The following is a 23,244-nucleotide window of genomic DNA, read 5'->3' on the forward strand; positions in this document are numbered from 1 at the left end:
AATACCGGGGTGCTTCATGTCTCGCCTGCCGATAATCGGCGTCACCGACTGCTCAAGACAGGTCGGTCGGCATGTTAATCACATCAGTGATGACACGTCCGTCCGTTCCGTGGCCTCAGCGGTTCTGGTGATCCTCCCATCCGTGACGGTTCGACCGTCCCCGTCCGATATTCTGGACGGTCGCGATGGCACCCCCATTACGGTTACTCCATTCAATATAGAACCGATTCACAATAGCGGCCTGACCATCGTTCAGGGCACCGCTCGCGATTCTGCACGCCCGGCCTCTGCAGCCGTGTCGGCAAGCACGATAATCTGCCGCGCAAACGCTCTACAACGCGACGCCGATGCGTCAAACAACGCCTGACCTTAAAAGGGTCGGACAACTCAAGCCTAGAGGCATTTATGAGTAACAACCTCGACCAGCTCACCGATTGGTTGAAAAACCACAAGATCACAGAAGTCGAATGCATGATCGCCGACTTGACCGGGATTACCCGGGGCAAGATTTCGCCGACCAACAAATTCATCGCCGAAAAAGGCATGCGTCTGCCAGAAAGCGTGCTGTTGCAGACAGTGACCGGCGATTACGTCGAAGACGACATCTATTACGAACTGCTCGACCCGGCCGACATCGACATGATCTGCCGCCCCGACCAGAGCGCGGTGTACCTGGTGCCGTGGGCCATCGAGCCGACCGCCATCGTCATCCACGATACCTACGACAAGCAAGGCAACCCGATCGAGTTGTCGCCGCGCAACGTGCTCAAGAAAGTCCTGAAACTCTATACCGACAAAGGCTGGCAGCCGATCGTGGCGCCGGAAATGGAGTTTTACCTGACCAAGCGCAGTGACGACCCGGACTACCCGTTGCAGCCGCCGATCGGCCGCTCCGGTCGCCCGGAAACCGGTCGTCAGTCGTTCTCCATTGAAGCGGCGAACGAATTCGATCCGCTGTTCGAAGACGTCTACGACTGGTGTGAACTGCAGGACCTGGACCTCGATACGCTGATCCACGAGGACGGCACGGCGCAGATGGAAATCAACTTCCGTCACGGTGATGCCCTGTCCCTGGCCGACCAGATCCTGGTGTTCAAGCGCACCATGCGCGAGGCCGCGCTCAAGCACAACGTCGCTGCGACCTTCATGGCCAAGCCGATGACCGGCGAGCCGGGCAGTGCCATGCACTTGCACCAGAGCATCATCGACATCGAGACCGGCAAGAACATCTTCTCTAATGAAGACGGGACCATGAGCCAGCTGTTCCTGCACCACATCGGTGGCCTGCAGAAACTCATTCCCGAGCTGTTGCCGCTGTTCGCACCCAACGTCAACTCGTTCCGCCGCTTCCTGCCGGACACCTCGGCGCCGGTGAACGTGGAGTGGGGCGAAGAGAACCGCACCGTGGGCCTGCGGGTGCCGGATGCGGGGCCGCAAAACCGTCGGGTGGAAAACCGCCTGCCGGGCGCCGATGCCAACCCGTACCTGGCGATTGCCGCGAGCCTGCTCTGCGGTTACATCGGCATGGTCGAAGGCCTGAACCCGAGCGCGCCGGTGGTGGGACGTGGCTATGAACGCCGCAACCTGCGCCTGCCGCTGACCATCGAAGACGCGCTGGAACGCATGGAAAACAGCGCAACCGTCGAGCGGTACCTGGGCAAAAATTTCATCACTGGCTACGTCGCGGTCAAGCGGGCCGAGCATGAAAACTTCAAGCGCGTGATCAGTTCGTGGGAAAGGGAATTCCTGCTCTTTGCCGTCTGATACGCCGGGCGTCGCCGCTGTCTGGCGGCGCCTTCACCTGATTTTTTTAGGAGATTCGTATGACCAGCAACAATCCGCAAACCCGTGAATGGCAAACCCTGAGCAATGATCACCACCTGGCTCCGTTCAGCGACTTCAAGCAGCTGAAAGAGAAAGGCCCGCGGATCATCACCAACGCCAAGGGTGTTTATCTCTGGGACAGCGAAGGCAACAAGATCCTCGACGGCATGGCCGGCCTGTGGTGTGTAGCGATTGGTTATGGTCGCGATGAACTGGCCGATGCCGCCAGCAAACAGATGCGCGAACTGCCGTACTACAACCTGTTCTTCCAGACCGCGCACCCGCCGGTACTGGAGCTGGCCAAGGCCATCGCCGACATCGCGCCGCAAGGCATGAACCATGTGTTCTTCACCGGTTCCGGCTCCGAAGGCAACGACACCATGCTGCGTATGGTTCGTCACTACTGGGCGATCAAGGGCCAGCCGAACAAGAAAGTCATCATCAGCCGCAAGAACGGCTATCACGGTTCCACCGTGGCCGGCGCGAGCCTGGGTGGCATGACGTACATGCACGAACAGGGCGACTTGCCGATCCCGGGCATCGTTCACATTGCCCAGCCGTACTGGTTCGCCGAAGGCGGCGACATGACCCCGGAAGAATTCGGTATATGGGCGGCCAATCAGCTGGAAGAAAAGATTCTGGAAGTCGGCGTCGACAACGTCGGCGCCTTTATTGCCGAGCCGATCCAGGGTGCCGGTGGCGTGATCATTCCGCCAGAGACCTACTGGCCGCGCATCAAGGAAATCCTCGCCAAGTACGACATCCTGTTCGTGGCTGACGAAGTGATTTGCGGTTTCGGACGTACCGGTGAGTGGTTCGGTGCCGATTTCTACGACCTCAAGCCCGACATGATGACCATCGCCAAGGGCCTGACCTCGGGCTACATCCCGATGGGCGGCCTGATCGTGCGTGATGAAGTGGTGGACGTGCTCAACGAAGGCGGCGACTTCAACCACGGTTTCACCTACTCCGGGCACCCGGTGGCGGCGGCTGTGGGGCTGGAAAACATCCGTATCCTGCGCGACGAAAAAATTGTCGAGCGCGTGAAGTCAGAAACGGCACCGTATTTGCAGAAGCGTCTGCGGGAACTGAACGATCACCCGCTGGTGGGTGAAGTTCGTGGGGTGGGTCTGTTGGGGGCCATCGAACTGGTCCAGGACAAGGCCACGCGCAAGCGTTACGAAGGCAAGGGCGTCGGCATGATCTGCCGCCAGTTCTGCTTCGATAACGGCCTGATCATGCGCGCCGTCGGCGACACCATGATCATCGCTCCGCCACTGGTGATTACACCGGCGGAAATCGATGAGCTGGTGACCAAGGCTCGCAAGTGTCTTGACCTGACCCTGAGTGCATTGCAGGGCTAAGTGCTAGGCTCTGAGCGGAAGTCCAAAGTTCTACATATGTAGTAGGAACTTTCGCTCAGAACTGTCAGAAAGCATGGCCGTTTCCTTGAAAGACCGATGTGGATCTTGCCAGACTAGCCGCGGTTCCAGTTGCCCGGGTTCGGTCGCTGAACAAGTGGTTCAAAAAAGAAAAATTTGGAGCATTACGCATGAAGGCACTAGGTAAAAAGCTCGCTGGCAAGACTCTGCTTGCCATGTCCGTGATGGGTTTGATGGCGGGCGCGGTTCAGGCCGATGACAAAGTACTGCACGTGTACAACTGGTCCGACTACATCGCACCGGACACCGTCAAGAAGTTTGAAGACGAGTCGGGCATCAAGGTTGTCTATGACGTCTTCGACAGCAACGAAACCCTGGAAGCCAAGTTGCTGGCTGGCAAGTCCGGTTACGACATCGTTGTACCGTCGAACAACTTCCTGGCCAAGCAGATCAAGGCCGGCGTCTACCAGAAGCTGGACAAGTCCAAGCTGCCTAACTGGAAAAACCTGAACACCGACCTGCTCAAGGCTGTTTCCGTGAGCGACCCGGGCAACGAGCACGCCTTCCCGTACATGTGGGGTTCGATCGGTATCGGCTTCAACGCCGAGAAGGTCAAGGCTGCACTGGGTGCCGACGCACCGGTCGATTCCTGGGACCTGATCTTCAAGCCTGAAAACGCCGCCAAGTTGAAATCGTGCGGTATCAGCCTGCTGGACTCGCCAACCGAGATGATTCCGGTGGCGTTGCACTATCTGGGCCTGCCAACCGACAGCCAGAAGAAAGAAGACATCGACAAGGCTGAAGCGCTGATCATGAAGGTCCGTCCTTCGATCGCCTACTTCCACTCGTCCAAGTACATCTCCGACCTCGCAAACGGCAACATCTGCGTGGCCGTGGGTTACTCGGGTGACATTTACCAGGCCAAGTCCCGTGCTGCTGAAGCCGGTGACAAGGTGAAAGTCAGCTACAACATTCCGAAAGAAGGTGCAGGCAGCTTCTACGACATGGTCGCCATCCCTAAAGATGCCGAAAACGTCGAAGGCGCCTACAAGTTCATGACCTTCCTGCAGAAGCCGGAAATCATGGCTGAAATCACCAACGCCGTGCGTTTCCCGAACGGTAACGCGGCTGCCACTCCACTGGTGGATAAAGACATCACCAGCGACCCGGGCGTTTACCCACCTGCGGACGTGTTGGCCAAGCTGTACGCAATTGCCGACTTGCCGGCCGCGACCCAGCGGATCATGACCCGCAGCTGGACCAAGATCAAATCCGGTAAATAAGCCGGTTTGATTCAACAACCTGTTGTCGCCACCCGCGCGGTGGCGACAACAGGTGTAATTAAATGACAGAAAGTTTTGCTGGAACGGTTTTTCGAGGGTAAGTTGCGCGCCGGTTTTGTTGCCGGGCAACCACGGTTGTCATGTAGCGCGGGGCAACTTGGGCCCAACTAATTTCAGAGGACCTCCACTTGCCTATTTTTTCTTTGTTGCGCAATGCCATGCTGGTGGGTGCCGGGCTGACGATTGCTGTCAGTGTCCAGGCCGCCGGTACTGTGCATATTTATAACTGGTCGGACTACATCGGCGAGACCACCCTGGCCGATTTCCAGAAAGAGACCGGTATCAAGCCGGTTTATGACGTCTTCGATTCCAACGAAACCCTGGAAGGTAAATTGCTGGCCGGGCGTACCGGCTACGACGTGGTCGTGCCGTCGAACCACTTCCTCGGCAAACAGATCAAGGCCGGGGCATTCCAGAAGCTCGACAAGTCGCAGCTGCCGAACTATTCGAACCTCGACCCGGTGCTGCTCAAGCGCCTTGAGCAGAACGATCCGGGCAACCTGTACGCCGTGCCGTACCTGTGGGGCACCAACGGCATCGGTTACAACGTCGACAAGGTCAAGGCTGTGCTGGGCGTCGACAAGATCGACTCCTGGGGCGTTTTGTTCGAGCCGGAAAACATCAAGAAACTGCACAGCTGTGGCGTCGCGTTCCTCGATTCCGCCGATGAAATGATGCCGACAGTGCTCAACTACATGGGCCTGAATGCCAACAGCACCAACCCTGAAGATTACAAAAAGGCCGAAGATAAGTTGCTCGCAGTGCGGCCTTATGTGACCTACTTCCACTCCTCCAAGTACATCGCGGATCTGGCCAACGGCGACATCTGCGTGGCGATCGGTTTCTCCGGCGACATCTTCCAGGCCAAGCACCGCGCCGAAGAAGCCAAGAAAGGCGTGAACATCGCCTACTCGATTCCGAAAGAGGGCGGCGCGCTCTGGTTCGACATGCTGGCGATTCCGAAGGACTCGGCCAACGTCAAGCAGGCCCACGCCTTCATCAACTATTTGCTGAAGCCTGAGGTAATTGCCCAGGTCAGTGATTACGTCGGCTATGCCAACCCCAACCCGGGGTCGGACAAACTGATGGAACAGTCCATTCGCACCGACGAAGCGGTCTATCCACCGCAAGAGGTGCTCGACAAGACCTACGTGTCGGTCGAGTTACCACCGAATATTCAACGTTTGATGACCCGCAGCTGGACCAAGGTCAAGTCGGGTAAATAGCTTCAAGGCTCAAACTATCCAAGGTTGGCTCACCTTGAGCGAACTGCACTCTTTTTTTCTGGGAGTTTCGTAAATGGCAGTTGCCTCCGGCGCCTATAAGAAAGCCCTCGAGGGCGACCAGCAACCTAAACAGGTGCTGGTCAAAATCGACCGGGTCACGAAGAAGTTCGACGAGACGATTGCCGTGGACGATGTGTCCCTGGAAATCAAGAAAGGCGAAATTTTCGCCCTGCTCGGCGGTTCGGGATCGGGCAAATCCACTTTGCTGCGCATGCTCGCAGGTTTCGAACGGCCCACGGAGGGACGCATTTTCCTCGATGGCGTAGACATCACTGACATGCCGCCCTACGAGCGGCCGATCAACATGATGTTCCAGTCCTACGCCTTGTTCCCGCACATGACCGTGGCGCAGAACATCGCCTTCGGCCTCAAGCAGGACAAGATCCCGGCCGCTGAAGTCGACGCCCGCGTGGCCGACATGCTCAAGCTGGTACAGATGAGCCAGTACGCCAAGCGCAAGCCGCATCAGTTGTCCGGTGGTCAGCGTCAGCGTGTGGCCTTGGCCCGTTCCCTGGCCAAGCGTCCGAAGCTGCTGCTACTCGACGAACCGATGGGTGCACTGGACAAGAAGCTGCGTTCGCAAATGCAGCTGGAGCTGGTGGAGATCATCGAGCGCGTCGGCGTGACCTGCGTCATGGTGACCCACGACCAGGAAGAGGCCATGACCATGGCCGAGCGCATCGCGATCATGCACCTGGGCTGGATCGCCCAGATCGGCAGCCCGATCGACATCTACGAAACCCCGACCAGTCGCCTGGTCTGCGAATTCATCGGTAACGTGAACATCTTCGAAGGCGAAGTGATCGACGACGCCGAAGGCCACGCGATCATTACCTGCAAAGACCTGGATCGCCAGATCTACGTCGGCCACGGCATCAGCACTTCGGTGCAGGACAAGTCGGTCACCTACGCGATCCGTCCGGAAAAACTGCTGGTCACCGCCGACATGCCGACCTGTCAGTACAACTGGTCCAGCGGCAAGGTGCATGACATCGCCTACCTGGGCGGGCACTCGGTGTTCTACGTCGAACTGCCAAGCGGCAAGCTGGTGCAGTCGTTCGTGGCCAACGCTGAGCGCCGCGGGCAGCGTCCGACCTGGGGTGATCAGGTCTACGTGTACTGGGAAGACGATAGCGGCGTGGTACTTCGCTCATGAACATGCGCAAACTCAAACGCCGTCTCAATCGAATAATTCCCGGTGGCCGTCAAATGGTCATCGGGGTTCCCTTCATCTGGCTGTTCCTGTTCTTCATGCTGCCGTTCTTCATCGTTCTGAAGATCAGCTTCGCCGAAGCGGACGTGGCCATTCCGCCCTATACCGAAATCTACAGCTACGCCGAGCAGAAGCTGCAGTTGCTGCTTAACCTGGGCAACTACGCGATGCTGGCCGGTGACGAGTTGTACATCGCCGCTTATCTCGGCTCGTTGAAGATGGCGCTTTTCAGCACCATCCTTTGCCTGCTGATCGGCTACCCGATGGCCTACGGTATCTCCGTTGCCCGCAAGGAAGTGCAGACGGTGCTGGTGCTGCTGATCATGATGCCGACCTGGACCGCGATCCTGATCCGCGTTTACGCGTGGATGGGCATCCTCAGCAACAACGGCCTGCTCAACGGTTTCCTGATGAGCATGGGCTGGATCGACGAACCGCTGCAGATCCTCAACACCAACCTGGCGGTCTACATCGGCGTGGTTTATTCCTACCTGCCGTTCATGATTCTGCCGCTGTACGCCAACCTGGTGAAACACGACCATAGCCTGTTGGAGGCTGCATCGGACCTGGGTTCGAGCACGTTCAACAGCTTCTGGAAAATCACCGTGCCGCTGTCGAAAAACGGCATTATCGCAGGCGCAATGCTGGTGTTCATCCCGGTGGTGGGCGAGTTCGTGATCCCGGAACTGCTCGGCGGTCCGGAAACCCTGATGATCGGTAAAGTGCTCTGGCAAGAGTTCTTTAACAACCGTGACTGGCCGGTGGCGTCTGCCCTGGCGGTGGTGATGCTGGCGATCCTGATTGTGCCGATCATCCTGTTCAACCGCAGTCAGGCCAAGGAAATGGAGGGTAGAGAATGAAGCGCTTCCGTTTCTCCAGCCTGATGCTGGTACTGGGTCTGTTGTTCATCTACCTGCCGATGCTGATCCTGGTGATCTACTCGTTCAATGCCTCCAAGCTGGTGACGGTGTGGGGTGGTTGGTCGATCAAGTGGTACGTCGGCCTGCTCGACAACACCCAGCTGATGGGCTCGGTGGTGCGTTCGCTCGAAATCGCCTGCTACACGGCGGTGGCGGCGGTGGCGCTGGGTACACTGGCGGCGTTCGTCCTGACGCGCATTACCCGCTTCAAGGGCCGTACCCTGTTCGGTGGCCTGGTGACTGCGCCGTTGGTGATGCCTGAGGTGATCACCGGTCTGTCGCTGTTGCTGCTGTTCGTGGCCATGGCGCAGATGATCGGCTGGCCGCAGGAACGCGGTATCGTCACCATCTGGATCGCCCACACCACGTTCTGTGCGGCCTATGTGGCGGTGGTGGTCTCGGCGCGCTTGCGCGAGCTGGACCTGTCCATCGAAGAGGCGGCCATGGACCTCGGTGCACGGCCGTGGAAGGTGTTCTTCCTGATCACCATCCCGATGATTGCGCCATCGCTGGCGGCGGGCGGCATGATGTCCTTCGCGTTGTCGCTGGATGACCTGGTGTTGGCGAGCTTCGTGTCGGGCCCGGGTTCAACGACCCTGCCGATGGAAGTGTTCTCGGCGGTGCGTCTGGGCGTGAAGCCCGAGATCAACGCCGTGGCCAGCCTGATCCTGTTGGCAGTGTCGATCGTGACCTTCATGGTCTGGTTCTTCAGTCGTCGCGCCGAAGAAAGCCGTCGTCGTGCGATCCAGCAGGCGATCGAGGAAGCAGCAGCCGACTCGTGGAAGCAACCGGACGTGCGTCGCGCGCAGGCACCGGAAGCGGCTTGAGCAATGCCGGATTGACCTCATTATCGAGTTCAACCCAAGTCCAAAATGTAGGAGCGAGCCTGCTCGCGATGACGGAATGTCAGTCGACTTAATTGTTGCCTGACACACCGCTATCGCGAGCAGGCTCGCTCCTACATTGGTTTTATGCGACCCAAGGGGATTTGCGGATGACCTCGACGAAGTTCATCGGCTTGAACCCCGGCTCCTGATCAACCAGCACATCGGTTTTCACATTGCCGAACGTGGTCTGCGGACGATGGCGCAAGCCGTCGGCAAACGCGCAGATGATGCACTCCTTGAATCCCTCGCCCCGTGGATGCGCATGCACCACCGCTTCGCGCTGCACGCTGGAAAACGCCGCGTAGTCCATGCCCAGCACGTCCATCTCGACGCCAGCCGTGACCAGCGCCACGGTGGGCCGCAAGTGCTGAGGCACGCCCGGCGTGGTGTGCAGGGCAATCGATAGCCAGACCTGTTCGATGTCGTCATCGCTCAACCCGTAGGGCTTGAGGAACGCCGCTGCCGCGTTTGCACCATCGACTTCGAAGCGCTCGTTGTCGCTGCGATGACCTTGCACCAGGCCCAGGTCATGGAACATCGCGCCGACGTACAACAACTCCGGGTTGTAGGCCAGTTGCTTGCGCTCACCGCTCAGTGCGCCGAACAGGAAGACCCGGCGCGAGTGGTGGTAGAGCAGGTCGGACTCGATGTCACGAATGTATTCGGTGGTGGCCTTGGCCAGTGCGCTGTCGGGGATCTGGATGCCGGCGATGGTGCTGCTCATGGAGTTTTCCTCTTCGTGATGAGGGTTTCAGTCTGTTCCGGCCCCCGAAACCGGACAATCGATCCATGGCTGCGATCCCGGCCAATGAGCGTGCATATCGCGCCAACCTCGCTTGTTGCGTGTGGATTGGCTAGGGTTGAACCGGGTTAGTGAGTTTACTGTGGCGATCCAGATTCATTGAGGGCGTTTTCAGACCATGAGTAAAACCGTAGCCATCGTGGTGTTTGCCGGCGTCCAGTCGCTGGATGTCACCGGCCCCATGGATGTGTTTTCAGAGGCCAATCGCTTCCTCGCCCCTGAGGATCACTATCGTCTGGAGGTGATTGGCGTCGAGCGCGGGATGATGGCGTGCTCCAACGGTTTGGCACTCAATGCCCATCGGCATTTCAGCGAAGCGCTGGAGCCGTATGACCTGTTGCTGGTGGCTGGCGGGCCGCAGTTGCCGTTCATGGATTTCGGCAGGGTATTCGATGGCTGGTTGCGCGATGCCTGTGCCCGGGCCACGCGCTTTGGCTCGATCTGCAACGGCGCGTTCATGCTCGCCCGGGCCGGATTGCTGGAGGGGCGCACGGTCACCACGCACTGGCAGGACGCATCGGATCTGGCGGCGTTGTGCCCCACGTCTCGGGTGGAAGCGGATCGACTGTATGTTGAGGATGGCGAGCTGTTCACCTCGGCCGGGGTCACAGCGGGGATCGATCTGTCGTTGTATCTATTGGGCCGGGATCACGGGCCGGAAGTGGCGCTGAATGTCGCCAAGCGGTTGGTGGTGTTCACCCAGCGTTCGGGCGGGCAATCGCAATTCAGCCCGTTCCTTACGCCCCACGCCGAACCGGATTCGGCGGTCGCAATGGTCCAGCATTACGTGTTGGCCAACCTGACGGGCGATCTGACCATCGCCGACCTGGCCAATGCCGCCAACATGAGCGCGCGCAACTTCTCCCGGGTGTTTGCCAGGGAAGCGAAAATCACCCCGGCCGAGTTTGTCGAGCGTGCACGGGTCGATGCGGCGAGGACGCTGCTGGAAAGCACCCGCGCGCCGCTCAAGACCGTGGCCTATCAATGCGGTTTTCGCGATGCCCAGCACATGCGCAGTGTGTTCAATCGTAGATTGGGGGTGACGCCTCAGCAGTTCAGGTTGAATTTTGCGGCGATGGTTTGAGCTGACATTTTTTGTTGTCTGTGAGGGCCCCTTCGCGAGCCTGCTCGCGCAGGGGCCGGTCCAGCCAGCAAAAATCTATGGCACAGCCCGCGCCGGCAACAGCTTCAACGTACTGCGCGTATTGGCCGTGACCTCTTCATCATTGAGATGCGCCTGGAAGTACATCCCCTCGACGTAGGCCTCGGCCTGATCATCATAGTGGCTGTCGAACAGGACGCCGCTCTGGCCGACCGGGTTGACGGTCAGGCTGTGGGTCGGGTCGTCGAAGTCGATCAGGCGTCGGGTCGAGGGGCCGTAGGTGACGGGCCAGGGTGCCGGTCCGATTTTCGCCGAGAGGTTGTTCGGTACTTCATGAGTGCCGGGTGCGGCGAAGGGGCCGACATTGAAGAACAGGTCCAGCGGCTTTTGCTGCCCCAGCGGATGGCCATGGGTCAATGTGTGCGCACTGCCCCACTGCCATTGCGAGGCGTCTGCGCCGAGGGTGCTCTTGAGGTGCGCGAGGCTGGCTTGCCAGGCGGCCTTCACCGTGTCGGCACGGGTTTCCTTGCCCTGGGTGTTGCGGTTGTCCCACCACGGTGAGTCGGCGCTGGCAGCCAGGCGGGGGAGCGCGGCATCGATCACCCGGGTCGAGAGCAGCGTTTCGAAGAAGTCGTTACCCAGCTCATCGTGCATCGTCGCGTCAGCCAGGTTGAACAGGAACTGGTTGAACAGCGTGGCGCTGGTCGAGTCGAGGGGGTAATCGCCTTGCCACTGGGCCAGTTGCTCCACCAGCTTGAGCTCGGCGGGATCGCTCACCACTTCGCGTAACACCGGCAACAGCGGTGCCAACAGGCGCGGGCCGTAGGCGGTGGTGGTGCCCAGTTGCAGCTTCTGGCTGTTTTCCAGGTCCCATTTGACCGTTTTGTCGCTGAGCTGGCGATTGAGTTGCTGGCCGCGATCGGCAAGGTTGTAGTAGCCGGGAATCTCCATGCCGGTCGGCGACACCGGCTGGAAGTTGGCCGAGACGATGTAGCCCCGCGCCGGGTTTTCTTCCTGGGGGTTGGCCGTGAACGGGTAGAAGCCGTCCTTGTCCGCCTCGGCGGTGCTGCCGTCGAGGATGAACCACGGGCGTACGCCCGCCGGGCGTTTAGGCAATTGCGCCGCTGCCCACCAGCCGATGTCACCCTTGGCATTGGCCCAGACAACGTTCAGGCCCGGGGCCTGGATTTTTGCCGAGGCACTGCGGGCCTTGGCCAGGGTGTCGGCGCGATTTAGCTGGTAGAAGCCCTCCAGGATCGGGTTCTGGCTTTCGAGAAACGCCCACCACATGGCAATCGGCGTTTTGCCGGCGCCGCTGCCCAGGGCATCGTTAACGATCGGACCGTGGGGCGATTGACGCAACACCAGGGTGACTGGCGCCTGGCCCTTGACCGCGATCTGCTGCTCGCTGGTCGTCATGTCCACCCACTGGCCGTGATACCAGACTTGATTAGGGTTGTCCGGGTTGACCTTCTCGGCGATCAGGTCGAGGTCGTCGTTCTGGAACATGGTGATGCTCCAGCCGAAGTCGCGGTTCATGCCCAGGGAGGCAAACGGCATCAGGGCCTGATAGTGGCCGTAGAGTTCGAAGCCCGGCGCCGAAAGTTGCGCTTCGTACCACACCGACGGCGCGGAAAAACGGATATGCGGATCCCCCGCCAGCAGCGGCTTGCCGCTTTGGGTCCGGCTGCCTGCGACGACCCAGGCGTTGCTGCCCTCGAACTGTGGCAGGCCGTTGTCAGCCAGGGCTTGTTCGCTCAGGCGGGCGAGGGCGTTGAGGTCTTTCCAGTCGGCGCTGGCCAAGGGGGTGCCAGTGCCGTTGAGCACGCCCTTGGGCTGCCAGTCGAGATCGAAGATGTTCAGGTATTCGGGCCCCAGTTGATCGCGCACGAATGTCAGCAAGGGTTCGGTACGAAATGCCGCGGCAAAACTGTAGGCCATGTAGCCGGCGATGCTGATGGTGTCCTGGGCGGTGAACGGGCGTTTTGGAATGCCCAGCACATCGAACTCCACGGGTTTTGCGTGGCTGTCCTGATACTGGTTGATGCCGTCCAGATAGGCTTGCATGGCGATAAAGGAGGGCGACTGCTTGTCGAGGTTCGCGAAGTAGGTTTCGGCGCGTTCGCGAATGCGCAGGCTGCGCATCAGTTTGTCGGTGTCGAGCAGTTTTGGCCCGAGTACTTCGGCCAGTTCGCCACGGGCCAGGCGACGCAGGACTTCCATCTGGAACAGGCGGTCCTGGGCATGCACATAGCCGAGGGCGCGGTACAGGTCGGTTTCGTTGTCGGCGCGGATGTGCGGGACGCCGCGCTCGTCGTAGCGCACAGTGACGGAGCCTTGCAGGTGTTGCAGTTCCACCATGCCCTGGCGTGACGGCTGCTTGCTGTAGAAGTACCAGCCGGCCCCGGCGGCCAGCGCGACGATCAACAGAGCGAGAGCGGTCAGGCTGCGTTTCATGGAGACTCCTTGTTGTTATTGTGATTCCTGGTGCCACTGTGTAACACGGCGTGCCGATTTGGCGCATCGCCCGTAGGAGGGATTCGTATTACCGCGTCTTTCCCTATTTAGTTGGCTCGACAGGCCACGGGCAGTAACACCCCACCGCCAGTGTGTGCGTGGCACTCACCGCACGTCCCTCATCCAGCGCTTGCAGGATCGGTTCGATAAAGCTGTTGCTCGAATTGCAGGTCAGGCCTTCGCTGTAGGGGCCGAAGTACGCCAGTTTGCCGCTGCGATCCCAGATTGCCACGGCCGGGCTGGCGGGGACCTGTTCGGAGCCGGGCAGGACGTCAATGGTTTTCAGACGGCTCAAGGTGCTTGGCAATTGGCCATGGCTACCGGGCTTTTGCACAGCATAGAATTCCACGCCATGGGGGGCGTAGCGCTCGACCAGTTCGCTCAGGTGTTGTTGATTGCCGACATTGCACGGGCAGGCCGGGTCCCAGAAATGCACCAGACGGATGGCGCCAGGCCCGGCGAGTGCTTCGGGAAGGCGCAGCGGATCGCCGGAAAACATCGCGGTGTGCTCGCTGAACGCCCGCAGGTAGCGCCCCTGGAACCAGTCGTAGGCCGCCCACAATACACCGGCACACATCACGGCGAGCAGGCTGGCAAACAGGGTGGCGCGAAGGGGCGAGCGCATCGGTTCAGTCCTCGAAGGTCGGCTAGCTTGCCATGCTTGCCGCGACAGAAGAATATCGCAGGCCTACAAAGTCCGTTTCACGCTCTGGAATCGTCCATGCCGGCCACTTTCGACCCCGATCTTTTACGTGCAAGTCTGCTGCCATTGGCGGCCGGGCAGCCGTTGTCGGCGCAGGCGCAGGCTTACCAGCGATTCTACGGGCTGGATTTTTCCCCGCGTCAGGTGCGCCGTGGCCTTGGGCGATTCGAGGTCGACGGTTATGAGCTGGTCAGCCAGTTCTGGTGGCCTGAGCGAGCAAAAGCGACGCTGTTTGTCATCCACGGTTTCTACGACCACACCGGGCTCTACCGGCATGTGATCGAATGGGCGCTGGACCAGGGCTTTGCGGTGATTGCTTGCGACTTGCCGGGACATGGCCTGTCCAGCGGCGAACGGGCGAGCATCAAGGATTTCGCCGAGTACCAGGACGCGCTGCAAGGCCTGTTCAGCGAGGCGCAGTCCCTCGACTTGCCGCAGCCGTGGCACCTGTGCGGGCAGAGCACCGGCGGGGCTATCGTGATCGATCATGTGTTGAATGCGGGGGCGAACAGCCCGGCCCAGGGCCAGGTGATTCTGCTGTCGCCGCTGGTGCGGCCGCGGGCGTGGGGTTGGTCGCAGCTGAGTTATTACGTGCTCAAGCCTTTCGTCAAAGCCATCGCCCGGCGTTTCAGCGAGAACTCCAATGACCCGGCCTTTCTGCCGTTCCTGCAAGCCGATCCGTTGCAGCCGTTGCGCCTGCCGACGGCCTGGGTGGGCGCATTGGCGCGCTGGATCAAGCGCATCGAGGCCGCCCCCATGAGTACCCGTCGGCCGCTGATCGTGCAGGGACAGGCCGACATGACGGTGGATTGGGAGCACAACCTGGAAGTGTTGCGAGGCAAGTTTGATCGGCCGCAGGTGTTGATGTTGCCCGAGGCACGGCATCATCTGGCGAATGAGACGCTGGTGATGCGAGAGGAGTATTTCGGGTTTCTGACCAGGCGGATCAAGGGTCGGAATCCCTAGTGCCTGCTCCGGCCCCTTCGCGGGCAAGCCCGCTCCCACAGGTTTTGCGGTGATCACAAATTTGTGGGGTGACTCAAAACACTGTGGGAGCGAGCTTGCTCGCTATAGCGGTCTATCAGTTGGTGAGGATCACTGGGTCAGGTTCGAATTGCTCTGTCCCACCGCCAACCCCGCCCGGATTGCCGCCAATGCGGCTTGATAATAAGCCTGGCCTTCCGTCGATTCGGCAAAGGTCGCGAACTCTTCCAGTTCGTTGTCCGACAGGTCGCGATAGACATACAGCAGTGTGTTGTTCAGGTCGCTGCCGATCTGGTCCATCAGGCGCTGGCGCTGGCCGTTGAGCATGCCCTGGGCCTGACCGGCACCGAGCAGGCCCGGGATCATCGAACTCAAGCTATCGGCGGCGACGCCAGCAATCGCCAGGCTGACTTCCGCGCCGGCCTCGCGTGCAGGCAGGGCTTGTGCCAAATGGCCGATGATCAGCATGCGGCTGTCGCTGGCCTGCATCTTCGGCAGGCCCTTGGCGTTTTTCGCCAGTTGGTCGCGACGGGTCGCCAGCAGTTCGGCGGCCACGACTTTCTTGCCCAGGGGCGACTGGAAAAACGTCAGCGCGGGTTTGGGGTTGGTGAGGTTTTTGCGCAATTGCGCTTCGGCTCGCTGGTCCACGGCCTGGGCGGAAAATCGCTGATTGCTGTTATTGACCAGTGCCTGAAACACCGTCGGTGGCAGGCTGCCCTGGTAGCGTTGCTGAGCGGCCGAGAGGGCGTCGCTGAAATGCGCGCGTTGTTCCGGCCAGCCGGCGACCTTGTACAACTGGTCGTGGCCGTCTGCCCAGGCGGGCAAAACGCAGAACATCAGCAGTGATAAAAGCAAACGGCGCATAGGGACTCCTGTCAGCAGGCGACTATTCTCCGTGCGGCATCCCTGCTTGTCGAGAATTCGTATCAACCCGCTGCGCGGCTCTGTCGGATTTCCGGGCACAGGAATACTATGCGCGCCATGCAAATATCCTCTGATCACCCGCTGCTGCTACGAATCGTCGACGACCTGGCCGAGCACGGCTGGTCGCAGCAGAATATTTTCCTGCCTCTGGATCTGACCCGAGCGCTGGCGGCCGAGTGTCGCAAACGTGCTGCCGAGGGTGAACTGGCTCCGGCCGCCGTGGGCCGTGGGCCGTCATCGGAGATCCGCGAAGGGATTCGTGGCGACCATATCCAGTGGATCGACCCCGGCCAGGCCGAGGTGTGCGACAGCTACCTGAGTTTGATGAACAGCCTGCGCGAGGCGATCAATCGCGGTCTGTTTCTCGGCCTGGAGGATTTCGAAAGCCACTTTGCGATGTACCCGCCCGGAGCCTTCTACCTGAAGCACGTCGACCGCTTTCGCGATGACGACCGGCGCATGGTTTCGGCGGTGGTTTACCTCAATGATGCATGGCTTCCCGAGCACGGCGGCCAGTTGCGCATGTATCTCGACAATGATCGCGTCCACGACGTGCAACCTATCGGTGGCTGCCTGGTGGTGTTTCTCTCCGGAGAGGTTCCCCACGAAGTCCTGCCCGCGACCCGGGATCGCCTGTCGCTGACCGGCTGGTTCCGCCGGCGCGGCAACGAGCCGTTCTGATCATGCAGAAAATTCTCGTCAGCCGTTGCCTGTTGGGCCACCGGGTTCGTTACGACGGCGGGGCCAGCGGGCCGTTCGATCAGCTTCAGCAGTGGCTTGATGAAGGGCGGGTCGTGCCGTTGTGCCCGGAGGTGGCCGGTGGTTTGCCAACACCTCGGGCGGCGGCGGAAATTCCAGGCGGGCAGGGCGCGCAAGTCCTCGATGACCAGGCGATGGTGATCACCACCGAGGGCGAGGATGTCAGTGCGCAGTTTCTGTCGGGGGCGTATCAGGCATTGGAGCTGGTACAAAAGCATGGCATCCGCATCGCCGTCCTCAAGGCCAACAGCCCGTCCTGCGGCAATCTGCTGACCTATGACGGGACGTTCAGCGGCGTGAAGGTCAGTGGAGAGGGCGTGACGGCGGCGCTGCTCAAGCGCCACGGGGTGCAGGTGTTCAGTGAGCTGGAGTTGCCGCAAGCTGCGGCAGCCTTGGCTGTACAAGACTGACAATCACCATGGATTCACTGTGGGAGCGAGCTTGCTCGCGATGGCGGCCTGATATTCAACATCAATGTTGACTGGACTGACCTCATCGCGAGCAAGCTCGCTCCCACAGGTTCTGCATTTACTTCAGTTCTGCAGCTTCGGCACCACACTCGCATCTGCCCCCAACCACTTCTGCTCCAGCGCCTGCAGTCGCCCGTCATCCTTGATCCGCTGCAAGGCGTTTTCCAGGCTGGCATGGAACGCCGGATTACCCTTCTGAAACGGAATCGCCAGGCTCACGGCCGGGTTGGTTTTGGGCTTCTCTTCCGTCAGCGACTGCACCAGCAAAATGGAGCGCGGCTCTTCCTTCTGCGCGATCAATTGCGCATGGGTTTGAATGTAAGGCTCGCTGAAGTCGAAACGATCCTGGAGATCCGGGGTCGCTGCTATGTGGTTGATAGCGATGTCGTACTTGCCGCTTTCGACGCCGGTCAGCAGATCACTGCCGTCGGTGACGACAAAGTCGGCCCGGACATCGAGTTCACTTGCCAGCAGTTGGCCCAACTCGACTTCGAAGCCGGTGAGCTTGTCGTCATCCTTGAAATTGAACGGGGGAGTGTTGGCTTCAACGGCAATGCGCAATTCGCCCCGGTCGTTGACGTCATCAATCAGTTCGGCATGAGCCAAAGGGCTCAAAAGGGGTAGCAGGCAGATCAGGCCAGGCAGAAAGCGCATGGTCACTCCTTTGAATTTATTATCGCGACCCACTGATTCAGGCTCGCTTTGCTATGGTTGTCGAGTGCCTTCGACAACAATTGGCCATGAAGTTGTCATGGTCATGCGGATTTTACGGAAAAACTGGAGAAGAGAATGAAAACCTTTATGTCACGTGCTGCTTTGGCTGGCCTGTTGATGGGTGTTTCTGTGCTGGCCAGTGCTGCAACGCCGGCTCCGAAAGGCGCCGAAGTGTCCATCGTGTCTCCCGAGGACGGTGCGACGATTCCACAGACAGTCGTCGTCAAGTTCGCGGTCGAGAACATTGCCCTGGCGCCGGCGGGCGATCCCACCAAGAACACCGGTCATCACCACGTGCTGATCGACGTCGACGAGCTGCCTGCCGCCGGTGCGCCGATTCCCAAGGATGCCAACCACCTGCATTTCGGCGGTGCGCAGACCCAGGCTGAAATAACGCTCACGCCGGGCAAACACACCTTGCAGCTTGAACTGGGCGATAGCAACCACATACCGTTCGATCCGCCGATCGTTTCCGAGAAGATCACCGTCAATGTGAAATAAAAAAGGGAGCCCGCTTCGCTGGGGCTCCCTTTTTTATAGTTGCAAGCTGCAAGCTATAAGCTTCAAGTCAAAGCAAAGCGAACCTCACTTGCCGCTTGAAGCTTGAAGCTGCTCTTAAAACAACACACGGCTACGGATGGTGCCGTTGACGTGTTGCAGCTTCTCTTGCGCCAGGTCCGAGTACTCGGCGTCGACGTCGATTACCACGTAGCCGACTTTCTCGTTGGTCTGCAGGAACTGGCCGGAGATGTTGATGCCGTTTTCGGCGAAGACCTTGTTGATCTCGCTGAGCACGCCCGGGATGTTCTCGTGGATGTGCAGCAGGCGGTGCTTGCCAGGGTGAGCCGGCAGGGCCACTTCCGGGAAGTTCACGGACGATACCGAAGTACCGTTGTCGCTGTACTTGACCAGTTTTTCCGCCACTTCCAGACCGATGTTGGCCTGGGCTTCAGCGGTGGAGCCGCCGATGTGCGGGGTCAGGATCACGTTGTCCAGGCCACGCAGCGGGCTTTCGAACTCTTCGTCGTTGGAGCGTGGCTCCACCGGGAATACGTCGATGGCCGCGCCGATCAGGTGTTTGTCCTTGATCGCGTCCGCCAAGTGGTCCAGTTCGACCACGGTGCCACGGGCGGCGTTGATCAGGATGCCGCCTTTCTTGATGGCGCGGATTTCCTTCTCGCCCATCATCCACTGGGTGGCGGCGGTTTCCGGTACGTGCAGCGAAACGATGTCGGACATCGCCAGCAGTTCGTGCAGGTTGCCTACCTGAGTAGCGTTACCCAATGGCAGCTTGGTGATGGTGTCGTAGAAGTACACCTGCATCCCCAGGCCTTCAGCCAGGACCGACAGTTGTGTACCGATCGAGCCGTAACCGACGATGCCCAGCTTCTTGCCACGGATCTCGAAGGAGTTGGCCGCGCTCTTGATCCAGCCGCCACGGTGGCAGGAAGCGTTCTTCTCAGGGATGCCGCGCAGCAGCAGGATCGCTTCGGCCAGCACCAGTTCCGCTACGGAACGGGTGTTGGAGTACGGCGCGTTGAACACGGCGATGCCGCGCTCGCGGGCAGCACTCAGGTCGACCTGGTTGGTGCCGATGCAGAAACACCCTACAGCCACGAGCTTCTTCGCGTGATCGAAGATCTCTTCGGTCAGTTGAGTGCGGGAGCGAATGCCGATGAAGTGAGCATCAGCGATCTTTTCCTTGAGCTGGGCTTCCGGCAGAGAACCAGTGAGGTACTCGATGTTGGAATAGCCCGCCGCCTTGAGGACGTCGACAGCCGATTGGTGGACGCCTTCGAGAAGAAGGAACTTGATCTTGCTCTTATCGAGAGAAGTCTTGCTCATCTGCGTAAACCTGTATCCCGGAGAAAAATGGCAGGAAATGGTCAACAGATGCTGACCCGGACGGCAACTAAACCGTCACCGCAGAACAGCCCTTGGGCACTATCCTGCGGGGTCGTTATGCTAGCATATGCACCCCGCTAAACACTCATTCCTGCGACGTGAAGCGTTCTCAGGATGACCATGAATTGTTCGAGAGTTCTGTCGATGACCAATCCTGCCCTGATTGAAGAGCTGAAGACCCTGGTTGAGCCTGGCAAGGTGCTGACCGATGCCGACTCCCTGAATGCTTACGGAAAGGATTGGACCAAGCATTTCGCCCCGGCCCCGACCGCCATCGTGTTCCCCAAGACCACCGAGCAGGTCCAGGCCATTGTCCTGTGGGCCAACAAACACAAGGTGGCGCTGGTGCCGTCCGGTGGTCGTACCGGGTTGTCTGCCGCTGCCGTGGCAGCCAATGGCGAAGTTGTGGTGTCCTTCGACTACATGAACCAGATCCTCGACGTGAACCTCACTGACCGCACCGCCGTTTGCCAGCCGGGCGTGGTCACCGAGCATTTGCAGAACGTCGCCGAAGAAAAAGGCCTGTACTACCCGGTGGACTTCGCTTCAGCGGGTTCGAGCCAGATTGGCGGCAATATCGGCACCAATGCCGGCGGGATCAAGGTGATTCGCTACGGCATGACCCGTAACTGGGTCGCCGGCATGAAAGTGGTCACCGGCAAGGGCGATGTGCTGGAACTGAACCGCGACCTGATCAAGAACGCCACCGGCTACGACATGCGTCAGCTGTTCATCGGTGCCGAAGGCACCCTCGGGTTCGTGGTCGAAGCGACCATGCGCCTGGACCGCGCACCGAAAAACCTCACCGCGATGGTTCTCGGCACCGCCGATTTCGACTCGATCATGCCGGTGCTGCACGCCTTCCAGAGCAAGCTTGACCTGACCGCCTTCGAGTTCTTCTCCGACAAAGCCCTGGCCAAAGTCATGGCTCGCGGCGATGTACCGGCGCCGTTCGAATCCGATTGCCCGTTCTACGCGCTGCTGGAATTCGAAGCGACCACCGAAGAAGTGGCCAACCACGCCCTGGAAACCTTCGAGCACTGCGTCGAGCAGGGCTGGGTGCTGGACGGCGTGATGAGCCAGAGCGAAACCCAGCTACAGAACTTGTGGAAGCTGCGCGAATACATCTCCGAAACCATTTCCCACTGGACGCCGTACAAGAACGACATTTCGGTCACCGTATCGAAAGTCCCGGCATTCCTGAAAGAAATTGACGCGATCGTCGGTGAACACTACCCGGACTTCGAAATCGTCTGGTTCGGCCACATCGGCGACGGCAACCTGCACTTGAACATCCTCAAGCCGGATAACCTGAGCAAGGATGAGTTCTTCGCCAAGTGCGCCACCGTCAACAAGTGGGTGTTCGAAACCGTCGAGAAGTACAACGGTTCGATTTCCGCCGAACACGGCGTGGGCATGACCAAGCGTGACTACCTGACCTACAGCCGTTCACCGGTCGAGATCGAGTACATGAAAGCGGTCAAGGCGGTGTTCGACCCGAACGGCATCATGAACCCGGGCAAGATTTTCGCTGTTTGATTTTCGAACTTTAAGAGCCAACGAAGCAGGAGTCGGTAATGAGCTATCAGCACCAGTATGTCGACGGTACGCGCATTCACTTCCCGCTGGGGAAAGTGGTGTGCATCGGCCGTAACTACGCCGAACACGCCAAGGAACTGGATAACCCGGTGCCGACCGAGCCGCTGCTGTTCATCAAGCCGGGCAGTTGCGTGGTGCCGCTGGAAGGCGGTTTCAGCATTCCGACCGAGCGCGGTTCGGTGCATTACGAGGCGGAAATCGCGGTTTTGATCGGCAAGCCGTTGTCGACCAAGCCGAGTCGTGAAGAAGTACTCGATGCCATTTCCGGCTTCGCCCCGGCCCTGGACCTGACCCTGCGCGACAAGCAGGCCGAGCTGAAATCCAAGGGCCTGCCCTGGGAAATCGCCAAGTCCTTCGACGGCGCGGCAGTGCTTGCTCCGTTCGTGTCTGGCAGCTCGTTTGCTGACCTGACCGACATCGGCATCCGCCTGACCATCAACGGTGAAGTGCGCCAGGACGGCAACAGCAGCGCAATGCTCAACCCGATCGTGCCGATGATCCAGCACATGGCCGGCTGCTTCTCGTTGCAGGCCGGGGACGTGATCCTCACCGGCACGCCAGTGGGCGTTGGTCCGCTGAATGTCGGTGACGAGATCGTTCTGGAATTGCCTGGCGCCAGCAGTTTCACCAGCAGCGTTCGCTGATCCAGGCGTCGCTGTACCCTGTGGGAGCGAGCTTGCTCGCGATAGCGGTCTATCATTCAACATCTCTGTTGACTGACACGGCCTCATCGCGAGCAAGCTCGCTCCCACAGTAGTATTTGGTGGGCTGAAGTCCGGATTCCACACAGTTCAACCCTGTCATTTCCCGTTTTTTTCACATCCAGTCTGGATAATTTCAGTGCTATTGGCCTCTGAGCCGGCCCCAAACTGTGCTATTACCCCTAGCCTGAATCTCTGGAACGCATCCCCGATGGTCACTCCTCCGCTTTCCACGCTTGAACCTGTCCGCCGCTCGCGCTTCGCCTTGCGTTGGTACATCTGGCTGCTGTTGGTGGCCGTTGTCGCCTACGGCGTCGCATTTGCCATGCAGTGGGATTCGCGGGGCGTGCTCTGGGTGAAAGAGCAATTCAAAAGCCCGGCCGAGCGCCAGGCGAGCATCTGGCTGCCGGACTATCGGGCGGTGATCGATGCCAAGCCATTGCCGGGCATGGAGAAGGACGAAGCATCGGACCTGGCCTACGACCCCCAGACCAAGACCCTGTTTTCGGTGATGGGCAAGAACCCGTTCCTGGTCGAGCTGACATTACAGGGCGATGTATTGCGCAAAATGCCTCTGGTCGGCTGGAGCAATCCTGAGGGTGTCACCGTTCTCGGCGACGGCCGGTTGGCCATTGTCGATGAGCGCGAGCATCTGATCGCTATCGTCCAGGTCGATGCCGATACCCGCGAATTGAATATCGCCGACTTCCCGAAATACGACCTCGGGCCTTCCAAGGACCAGAACAAGGCGTTCGAGGGTGTCACCTGGGACCCGCGCAATCAGCAACTGCTGTTGGGCGAAGAGCGCCCGCCGGCATTGTTTGCCTGGAAAGGTGACGGCAAGGTTCTGACCGGCGACAAGCTGAAACTGGCCAGCCATGCACTGGACATGCGCAACCTGTCTGCCCTGGCCGTCGATCCACGGACTGGCCACATGCTGGTGTTGTCCGCCGACTCGCACCTGTTGCTGGAGCTGGACAAGATGGGTGAGCAGGTCAGTTTCATCACCCTGCTGCGTGGCTTCAACGGCCTGAAAAATACCATTCCGCGTGCTGAAGGCGTGACCATGGATGAAGCGGGCACGTTGTACATGGTGAGTGAGCCGAACCTGTTTTATCGCTTCGAAAAACAGAAGTAATCAACGCCTGCGCTGATTGCCTGTACGTAAAAGGCCAGTGGCCATTAAGCTTCAGTTCAGACGGGCGTGAT

Annotated in this window: 21 protein-coding genes; 15 read left to right on the forward strand and 6 right to left on the reverse strand. The window is 59.7% G+C overall.

What is annotated here, in order from left to right:
- Positions 1–405: 405 nt before the first annotated feature.
- From VC35_RS08250 to VC35_RS08280, 7 genes are all read left to right on the forward strand, one after another.
- Positions 406–1,764 carry a glutamine synthetase family protein gene (locus VC35_RS08250; protein WP_046039112.1) on the forward strand — a complete coding sequence of 453 codons (1,359 nt, stop codon included), beginning with the start codon at positions 406–408 and terminating at the stop codon, positions 1,762–1,764.
- Between the two features lie 59 nt (positions 1,765–1,823).
- A complete protein-coding gene (locus VC35_RS08255; RefSeq protein WP_046039114.1) occupies positions 1,824–3,188 on the forward strand; it encodes an aspartate aminotransferase family protein in 1,365 nt (454 codons plus the stop codon).
- Positions 3,189–3,376: 188 nt separating this feature from the next.
- Positions 3,377–4,489 (forward strand): polyamine ABC transporter substrate-binding protein, encoded by a 1,113-nt coding sequence (locus tag VC35_RS08260; protein WP_046039115.1) that lies wholly within the window; start codon positions 3,377–3,379, stop codon positions 4,487–4,489.
- 188 nt (positions 4,490–4,677) lie between these two features.
- Complete coding sequence (locus VC35_RS08265) at positions 4,678–5,775, forward strand: polyamine ABC transporter substrate-binding protein (protein WP_046039116.1); 1,098 nt, start codon at positions 4,678–4,680, stop codon at positions 5,773–5,775.
- Between the two features lie 73 nt (positions 5,776–5,848).
- The gene (locus VC35_RS08270) at positions 5,849–6,991 is read left to right on the forward strand and encodes an ABC transporter ATP-binding protein (RefSeq protein WP_046039118.1); all 1,143 of its coding nucleotides are present in this window, start codon (positions 5,849–5,851) and stop codon (positions 6,989–6,991) included.
- 35 nt (positions 6,992–7,026) lie between these two features.
- A complete protein-coding gene (locus VC35_RS08275; protein ID WP_185754762.1) occupies positions 7,027–7,908 on the forward strand; it encodes an ABC transporter permease subunit in 882 nt (293 codons plus the stop codon).
- Positions 7,905–8,795: an ABC transporter permease subunit gene (locus VC35_RS08280; protein ID WP_046039121.1), complete on the forward strand. Its 891-nt coding sequence runs from the start codon at positions 7,905–7,907 to the stop codon at positions 8,793–8,795. The genes VC35_RS08275 and VC35_RS08280 overlap by 4 nt, the downstream gene beginning before the upstream one ends.
- A gap of 142 nt (positions 8,796–8,937) precedes the next feature.
- Here VC35_RS08280 and VC35_RS08285 read toward each other — a convergent pair whose 3' ends face one another.
- A complete protein-coding gene (locus VC35_RS08285; protein ID WP_046039123.1) occupies positions 8,938–9,579 on the reverse strand; it encodes an HD domain-containing protein in 642 nt (213 codons plus the stop codon).
- A gap of 196 nt (positions 9,580–9,775) precedes the next feature.
- Between VC35_RS08285 and VC35_RS08290 the strand changes: the two genes are divergently transcribed.
- Entirely contained in the window at positions 9,776–10,741 is a 966-nt protein-coding gene (locus VC35_RS08290) for a GlxA family transcriptional regulator (RefSeq protein ID WP_046039125.1), read from the forward strand.
- Between the two features lie 75 nt (positions 10,742–10,816).
- Here VC35_RS08290 and VC35_RS08295 read toward each other — a convergent pair whose 3' ends face one another.
- Together VC35_RS08295 and VC35_RS08300 are read right to left on the reverse strand one after the other, a co-directional pair.
- Positions 10,817–13,216: a penicillin acylase family protein gene (locus VC35_RS08295; protein ID WP_046039127.1), complete on the reverse strand. Its 2,400-nt coding sequence runs from the start codon at positions 13,214–13,216 to the stop codon at positions 10,817–10,819.
- Between the two features lie 103 nt (positions 13,217–13,319).
- A complete protein-coding gene (locus VC35_RS08300) occupies positions 13,320–13,901 on the reverse strand; it encodes a DUF6436 domain-containing protein (protein WP_046039128.1) in 582 nt (193 codons plus the stop codon).
- A 96-nt stretch (positions 13,902–13,997) separates the two neighbouring features.
- Between VC35_RS08300 and bipL the strand changes: the two genes are divergently transcribed.
- The gene (gene bipL / locus VC35_RS08305) at positions 13,998–14,945 is read left to right on the forward strand and encodes a phospholipase BipL (RefSeq protein ID WP_046039130.1); all 948 of its coding nucleotides are present in this window, start codon (positions 13,998–14,000) and stop codon (positions 14,943–14,945) included.
- Between the two features lie 129 nt (positions 14,946–15,074).
- Here bipL and VC35_RS08310 read toward each other — a convergent pair whose 3' ends face one another.
- Positions 15,075–15,827: a DUF2059 domain-containing protein gene (locus VC35_RS08310; protein ID WP_046039132.1), complete on the reverse strand. Its 753-nt coding sequence runs from the start codon at positions 15,825–15,827 to the stop codon at positions 15,075–15,077.
- Positions 15,828–15,935: 108 nt separating this feature from the next.
- Here VC35_RS08310 and VC35_RS08315 point away from each other — a divergent pair, with 108 nt between their 5' ends.
- Both VC35_RS08315 and VC35_RS08320 read left to right on the forward strand, forming a co-directional pair.
- On the forward strand, positions 15,936–16,568 hold the full coding sequence (locus VC35_RS08315) for a 2OG-Fe(II) oxygenase (protein ID WP_046039134.1): 633 nt from the start codon (positions 15,936–15,938) through the stop codon (positions 16,566–16,568).
- 2 nt (positions 16,569–16,570) lie between these two features.
- On the forward strand, positions 16,571–17,056 hold the full coding sequence (locus VC35_RS08320) for a 2-thiouracil desulfurase family protein (RefSeq protein WP_046039137.1): 486 nt from the start codon (positions 16,571–16,573) through the stop codon (positions 17,054–17,056).
- Between the two features lie 123 nt (positions 17,057–17,179).
- Here VC35_RS08320 and VC35_RS08325 read toward each other — a convergent pair whose 3' ends face one another.
- Positions 17,180–17,770 (reverse strand): transporter substrate-binding domain-containing protein, encoded by a 591-nt coding sequence (locus tag VC35_RS08325; protein ID WP_046039139.1) that lies wholly within the window; start codon positions 17,768–17,770, stop codon positions 17,180–17,182.
- 135 nt (positions 17,771–17,905) lie between these two features.
- On the opposite strand from VC35_RS08325, the gene VC35_RS08330 reads away from it, so the two are divergent.
- Complete coding sequence (locus VC35_RS08330; RefSeq protein ID WP_046039141.1) at positions 17,906–18,331, forward strand: DUF4399 domain-containing protein; 426 nt, start codon at positions 17,906–17,908, stop codon at positions 18,329–18,331.
- 114 nt (positions 18,332–18,445) lie between these two features.
- Here VC35_RS08330 and serA read toward each other — a convergent pair whose 3' ends face one another.
- The gene (serA, locus tag VC35_RS08335) at positions 18,446–19,675 is read right to left on the reverse strand and encodes a phosphoglycerate dehydrogenase (protein WP_046039143.1); all 1,230 of its coding nucleotides are present in this window, start codon (positions 19,673–19,675) and stop codon (positions 18,446–18,448) included.
- Between the two features lie 204 nt (positions 19,676–19,879).
- On the opposite strand from serA, the gene VC35_RS08340 reads away from it, so the two are divergent.
- The 3 genes from VC35_RS08340 (at position 19,880) to VC35_RS08350 (ending at position 23,173) form a co-directional block, all read left to right on the forward strand.
- Positions 19,880–21,274 carry an FAD-binding oxidoreductase gene (locus tag VC35_RS08340; protein ID WP_033052123.1) on the forward strand — a complete coding sequence of 465 codons (1,395 nt, stop codon included), beginning with the start codon at positions 19,880–19,882 and terminating at the stop codon, positions 21,272–21,274.
- Between the two features lie 38 nt (positions 21,275–21,312).
- Positions 21,313–21,978 (forward strand): fumarylacetoacetate hydrolase family protein, encoded by a 666-nt coding sequence (locus VC35_RS08345; protein ID WP_046039147.1) that lies wholly within the window; start codon positions 21,313–21,315, stop codon positions 21,976–21,978.
- Positions 21,979–22,246: 268 nt separating this feature from the next.
- The gene (locus VC35_RS08350) at positions 22,247–23,173 is read left to right on the forward strand and encodes an SdiA-regulated domain-containing protein (RefSeq protein WP_046039149.1); all 927 of its coding nucleotides are present in this window, start codon (positions 22,247–22,249) and stop codon (positions 23,171–23,173) included.
- The last annotated feature ends 71 nt before the right edge of the window (positions 23,174–23,244 follow it).

It is taken from the genome of Pseudomonas fluorescens, assembly GCF_000967965.1.
Taxonomy (GTDB): domain Bacteria; phylum Pseudomonadota; class Gammaproteobacteria; order Pseudomonadales; family Pseudomonadaceae; genus Aquipseudomonas; species Aquipseudomonas grandcourensis.

Coding starts and splice junctions, on each gene's coding strand:
- VC35_RS08285 (WP_046039123.1), bottom strand. CDS start 9,579: ATGAGCAGCACCATCGCCGGCATCCAGATCCCCGACAGCGCACTGGCC.
- VC35_RS08300 (WP_046039128.1), bottom strand. CDS start 13,901: ATGCGCTCGCCCCTTCGCGCCACCCTGTTTGCCAGCCTGCTCGCCGTG.
- VC35_RS08330 (WP_046039141.1), top strand. CDS start 17,906: ATGAAAACCTTTATGTCACGTGCTGCTTTGGCTGGCCTGTTGATGGGT.
- VC35_RS08290 (WP_046039125.1), top strand. CDS start 9,776: ATGAGTAAAACCGTAGCCATCGTGGTGTTTGCCGGCGTCCAGTCGCTG.
- serA (WP_046039143.1), bottom strand. CDS start 19,675: ATGAGCAAGACTTCTCTCGATAAGAGCAAGATCAAGTTCCTTCTTCTC.
- VC35_RS08320 (WP_046039137.1), top strand. CDS start 16,571: ATGCAGAAAATTCTCGTCAGCCGTTGCCTGTTGGGCCACCGGGTTCGT.
- VC35_RS08260 (WP_046039115.1), top strand. CDS start 3,377: ATGAAGGCACTAGGTAAAAAGCTCGCTGGCAAGACTCTGCTTGCCATG.
- VC35_RS08315 (WP_046039134.1), top strand. CDS start 15,936: ATGCGCGCCATGCAAATATCCTCTGATCACCCGCTGCTGCTACGAATC.
- VC35_RS08340 (WP_033052123.1), top strand. CDS start 19,880: ATGACCAATCCTGCCCTGATTGAAGAGCTGAAGACCCTGGTTGAGCCT.
- VC35_RS08295 (WP_046039127.1), bottom strand. CDS start 13,216: ATGAAACGCAGCCTGACCGCTCTCGCTCTGTTGATCGTCGCGCTGGCC.
- VC35_RS08255 (WP_046039114.1), top strand. CDS start 1,824: ATGACCAGCAACAATCCGCAAACCCGTGAATGGCAAACCCTGAGCAAT.
- VC35_RS08250 (WP_046039112.1), top strand. CDS start 406: ATGAGTAACAACCTCGACCAGCTCACCGATTGGTTGAAAAACCACAAG.
- VC35_RS08325 (WP_046039139.1), bottom strand. CDS start 17,770: ATGCGCTTTCTGCCTGGCCTGATCTGCCTGCTACCCCTTTTGAGCCCT.
- VC35_RS08310 (WP_046039132.1), bottom strand. CDS start 15,827: ATGCGCCGTTTGCTTTTATCACTGCTGATGTTCTGCGTTTTGCCCGCC.
- bipL (WP_046039130.1), top strand. CDS start 13,998: ATGCCGGCCACTTTCGACCCCGATCTTTTACGTGCAAGTCTGCTGCCA.
- VC35_RS08345 (WP_046039147.1), top strand. CDS start 21,313: ATGAGCTATCAGCACCAGTATGTCGACGGTACGCGCATTCACTTCCCG.
- VC35_RS08350 (WP_046039149.1), top strand. CDS start 22,247: ATGGTCACTCCTCCGCTTTCCACGCTTGAACCTGTCCGCCGCTCGCGC.
- VC35_RS08280 (WP_046039121.1), top strand. CDS start 7,905: ATGAAGCGCTTCCGTTTCTCCAGCCTGATGCTGGTACTGGGTCTGTTG.
- VC35_RS08270 (WP_046039118.1), top strand. CDS start 5,849: ATGGCAGTTGCCTCCGGCGCCTATAAGAAAGCCCTCGAGGGCGACCAG.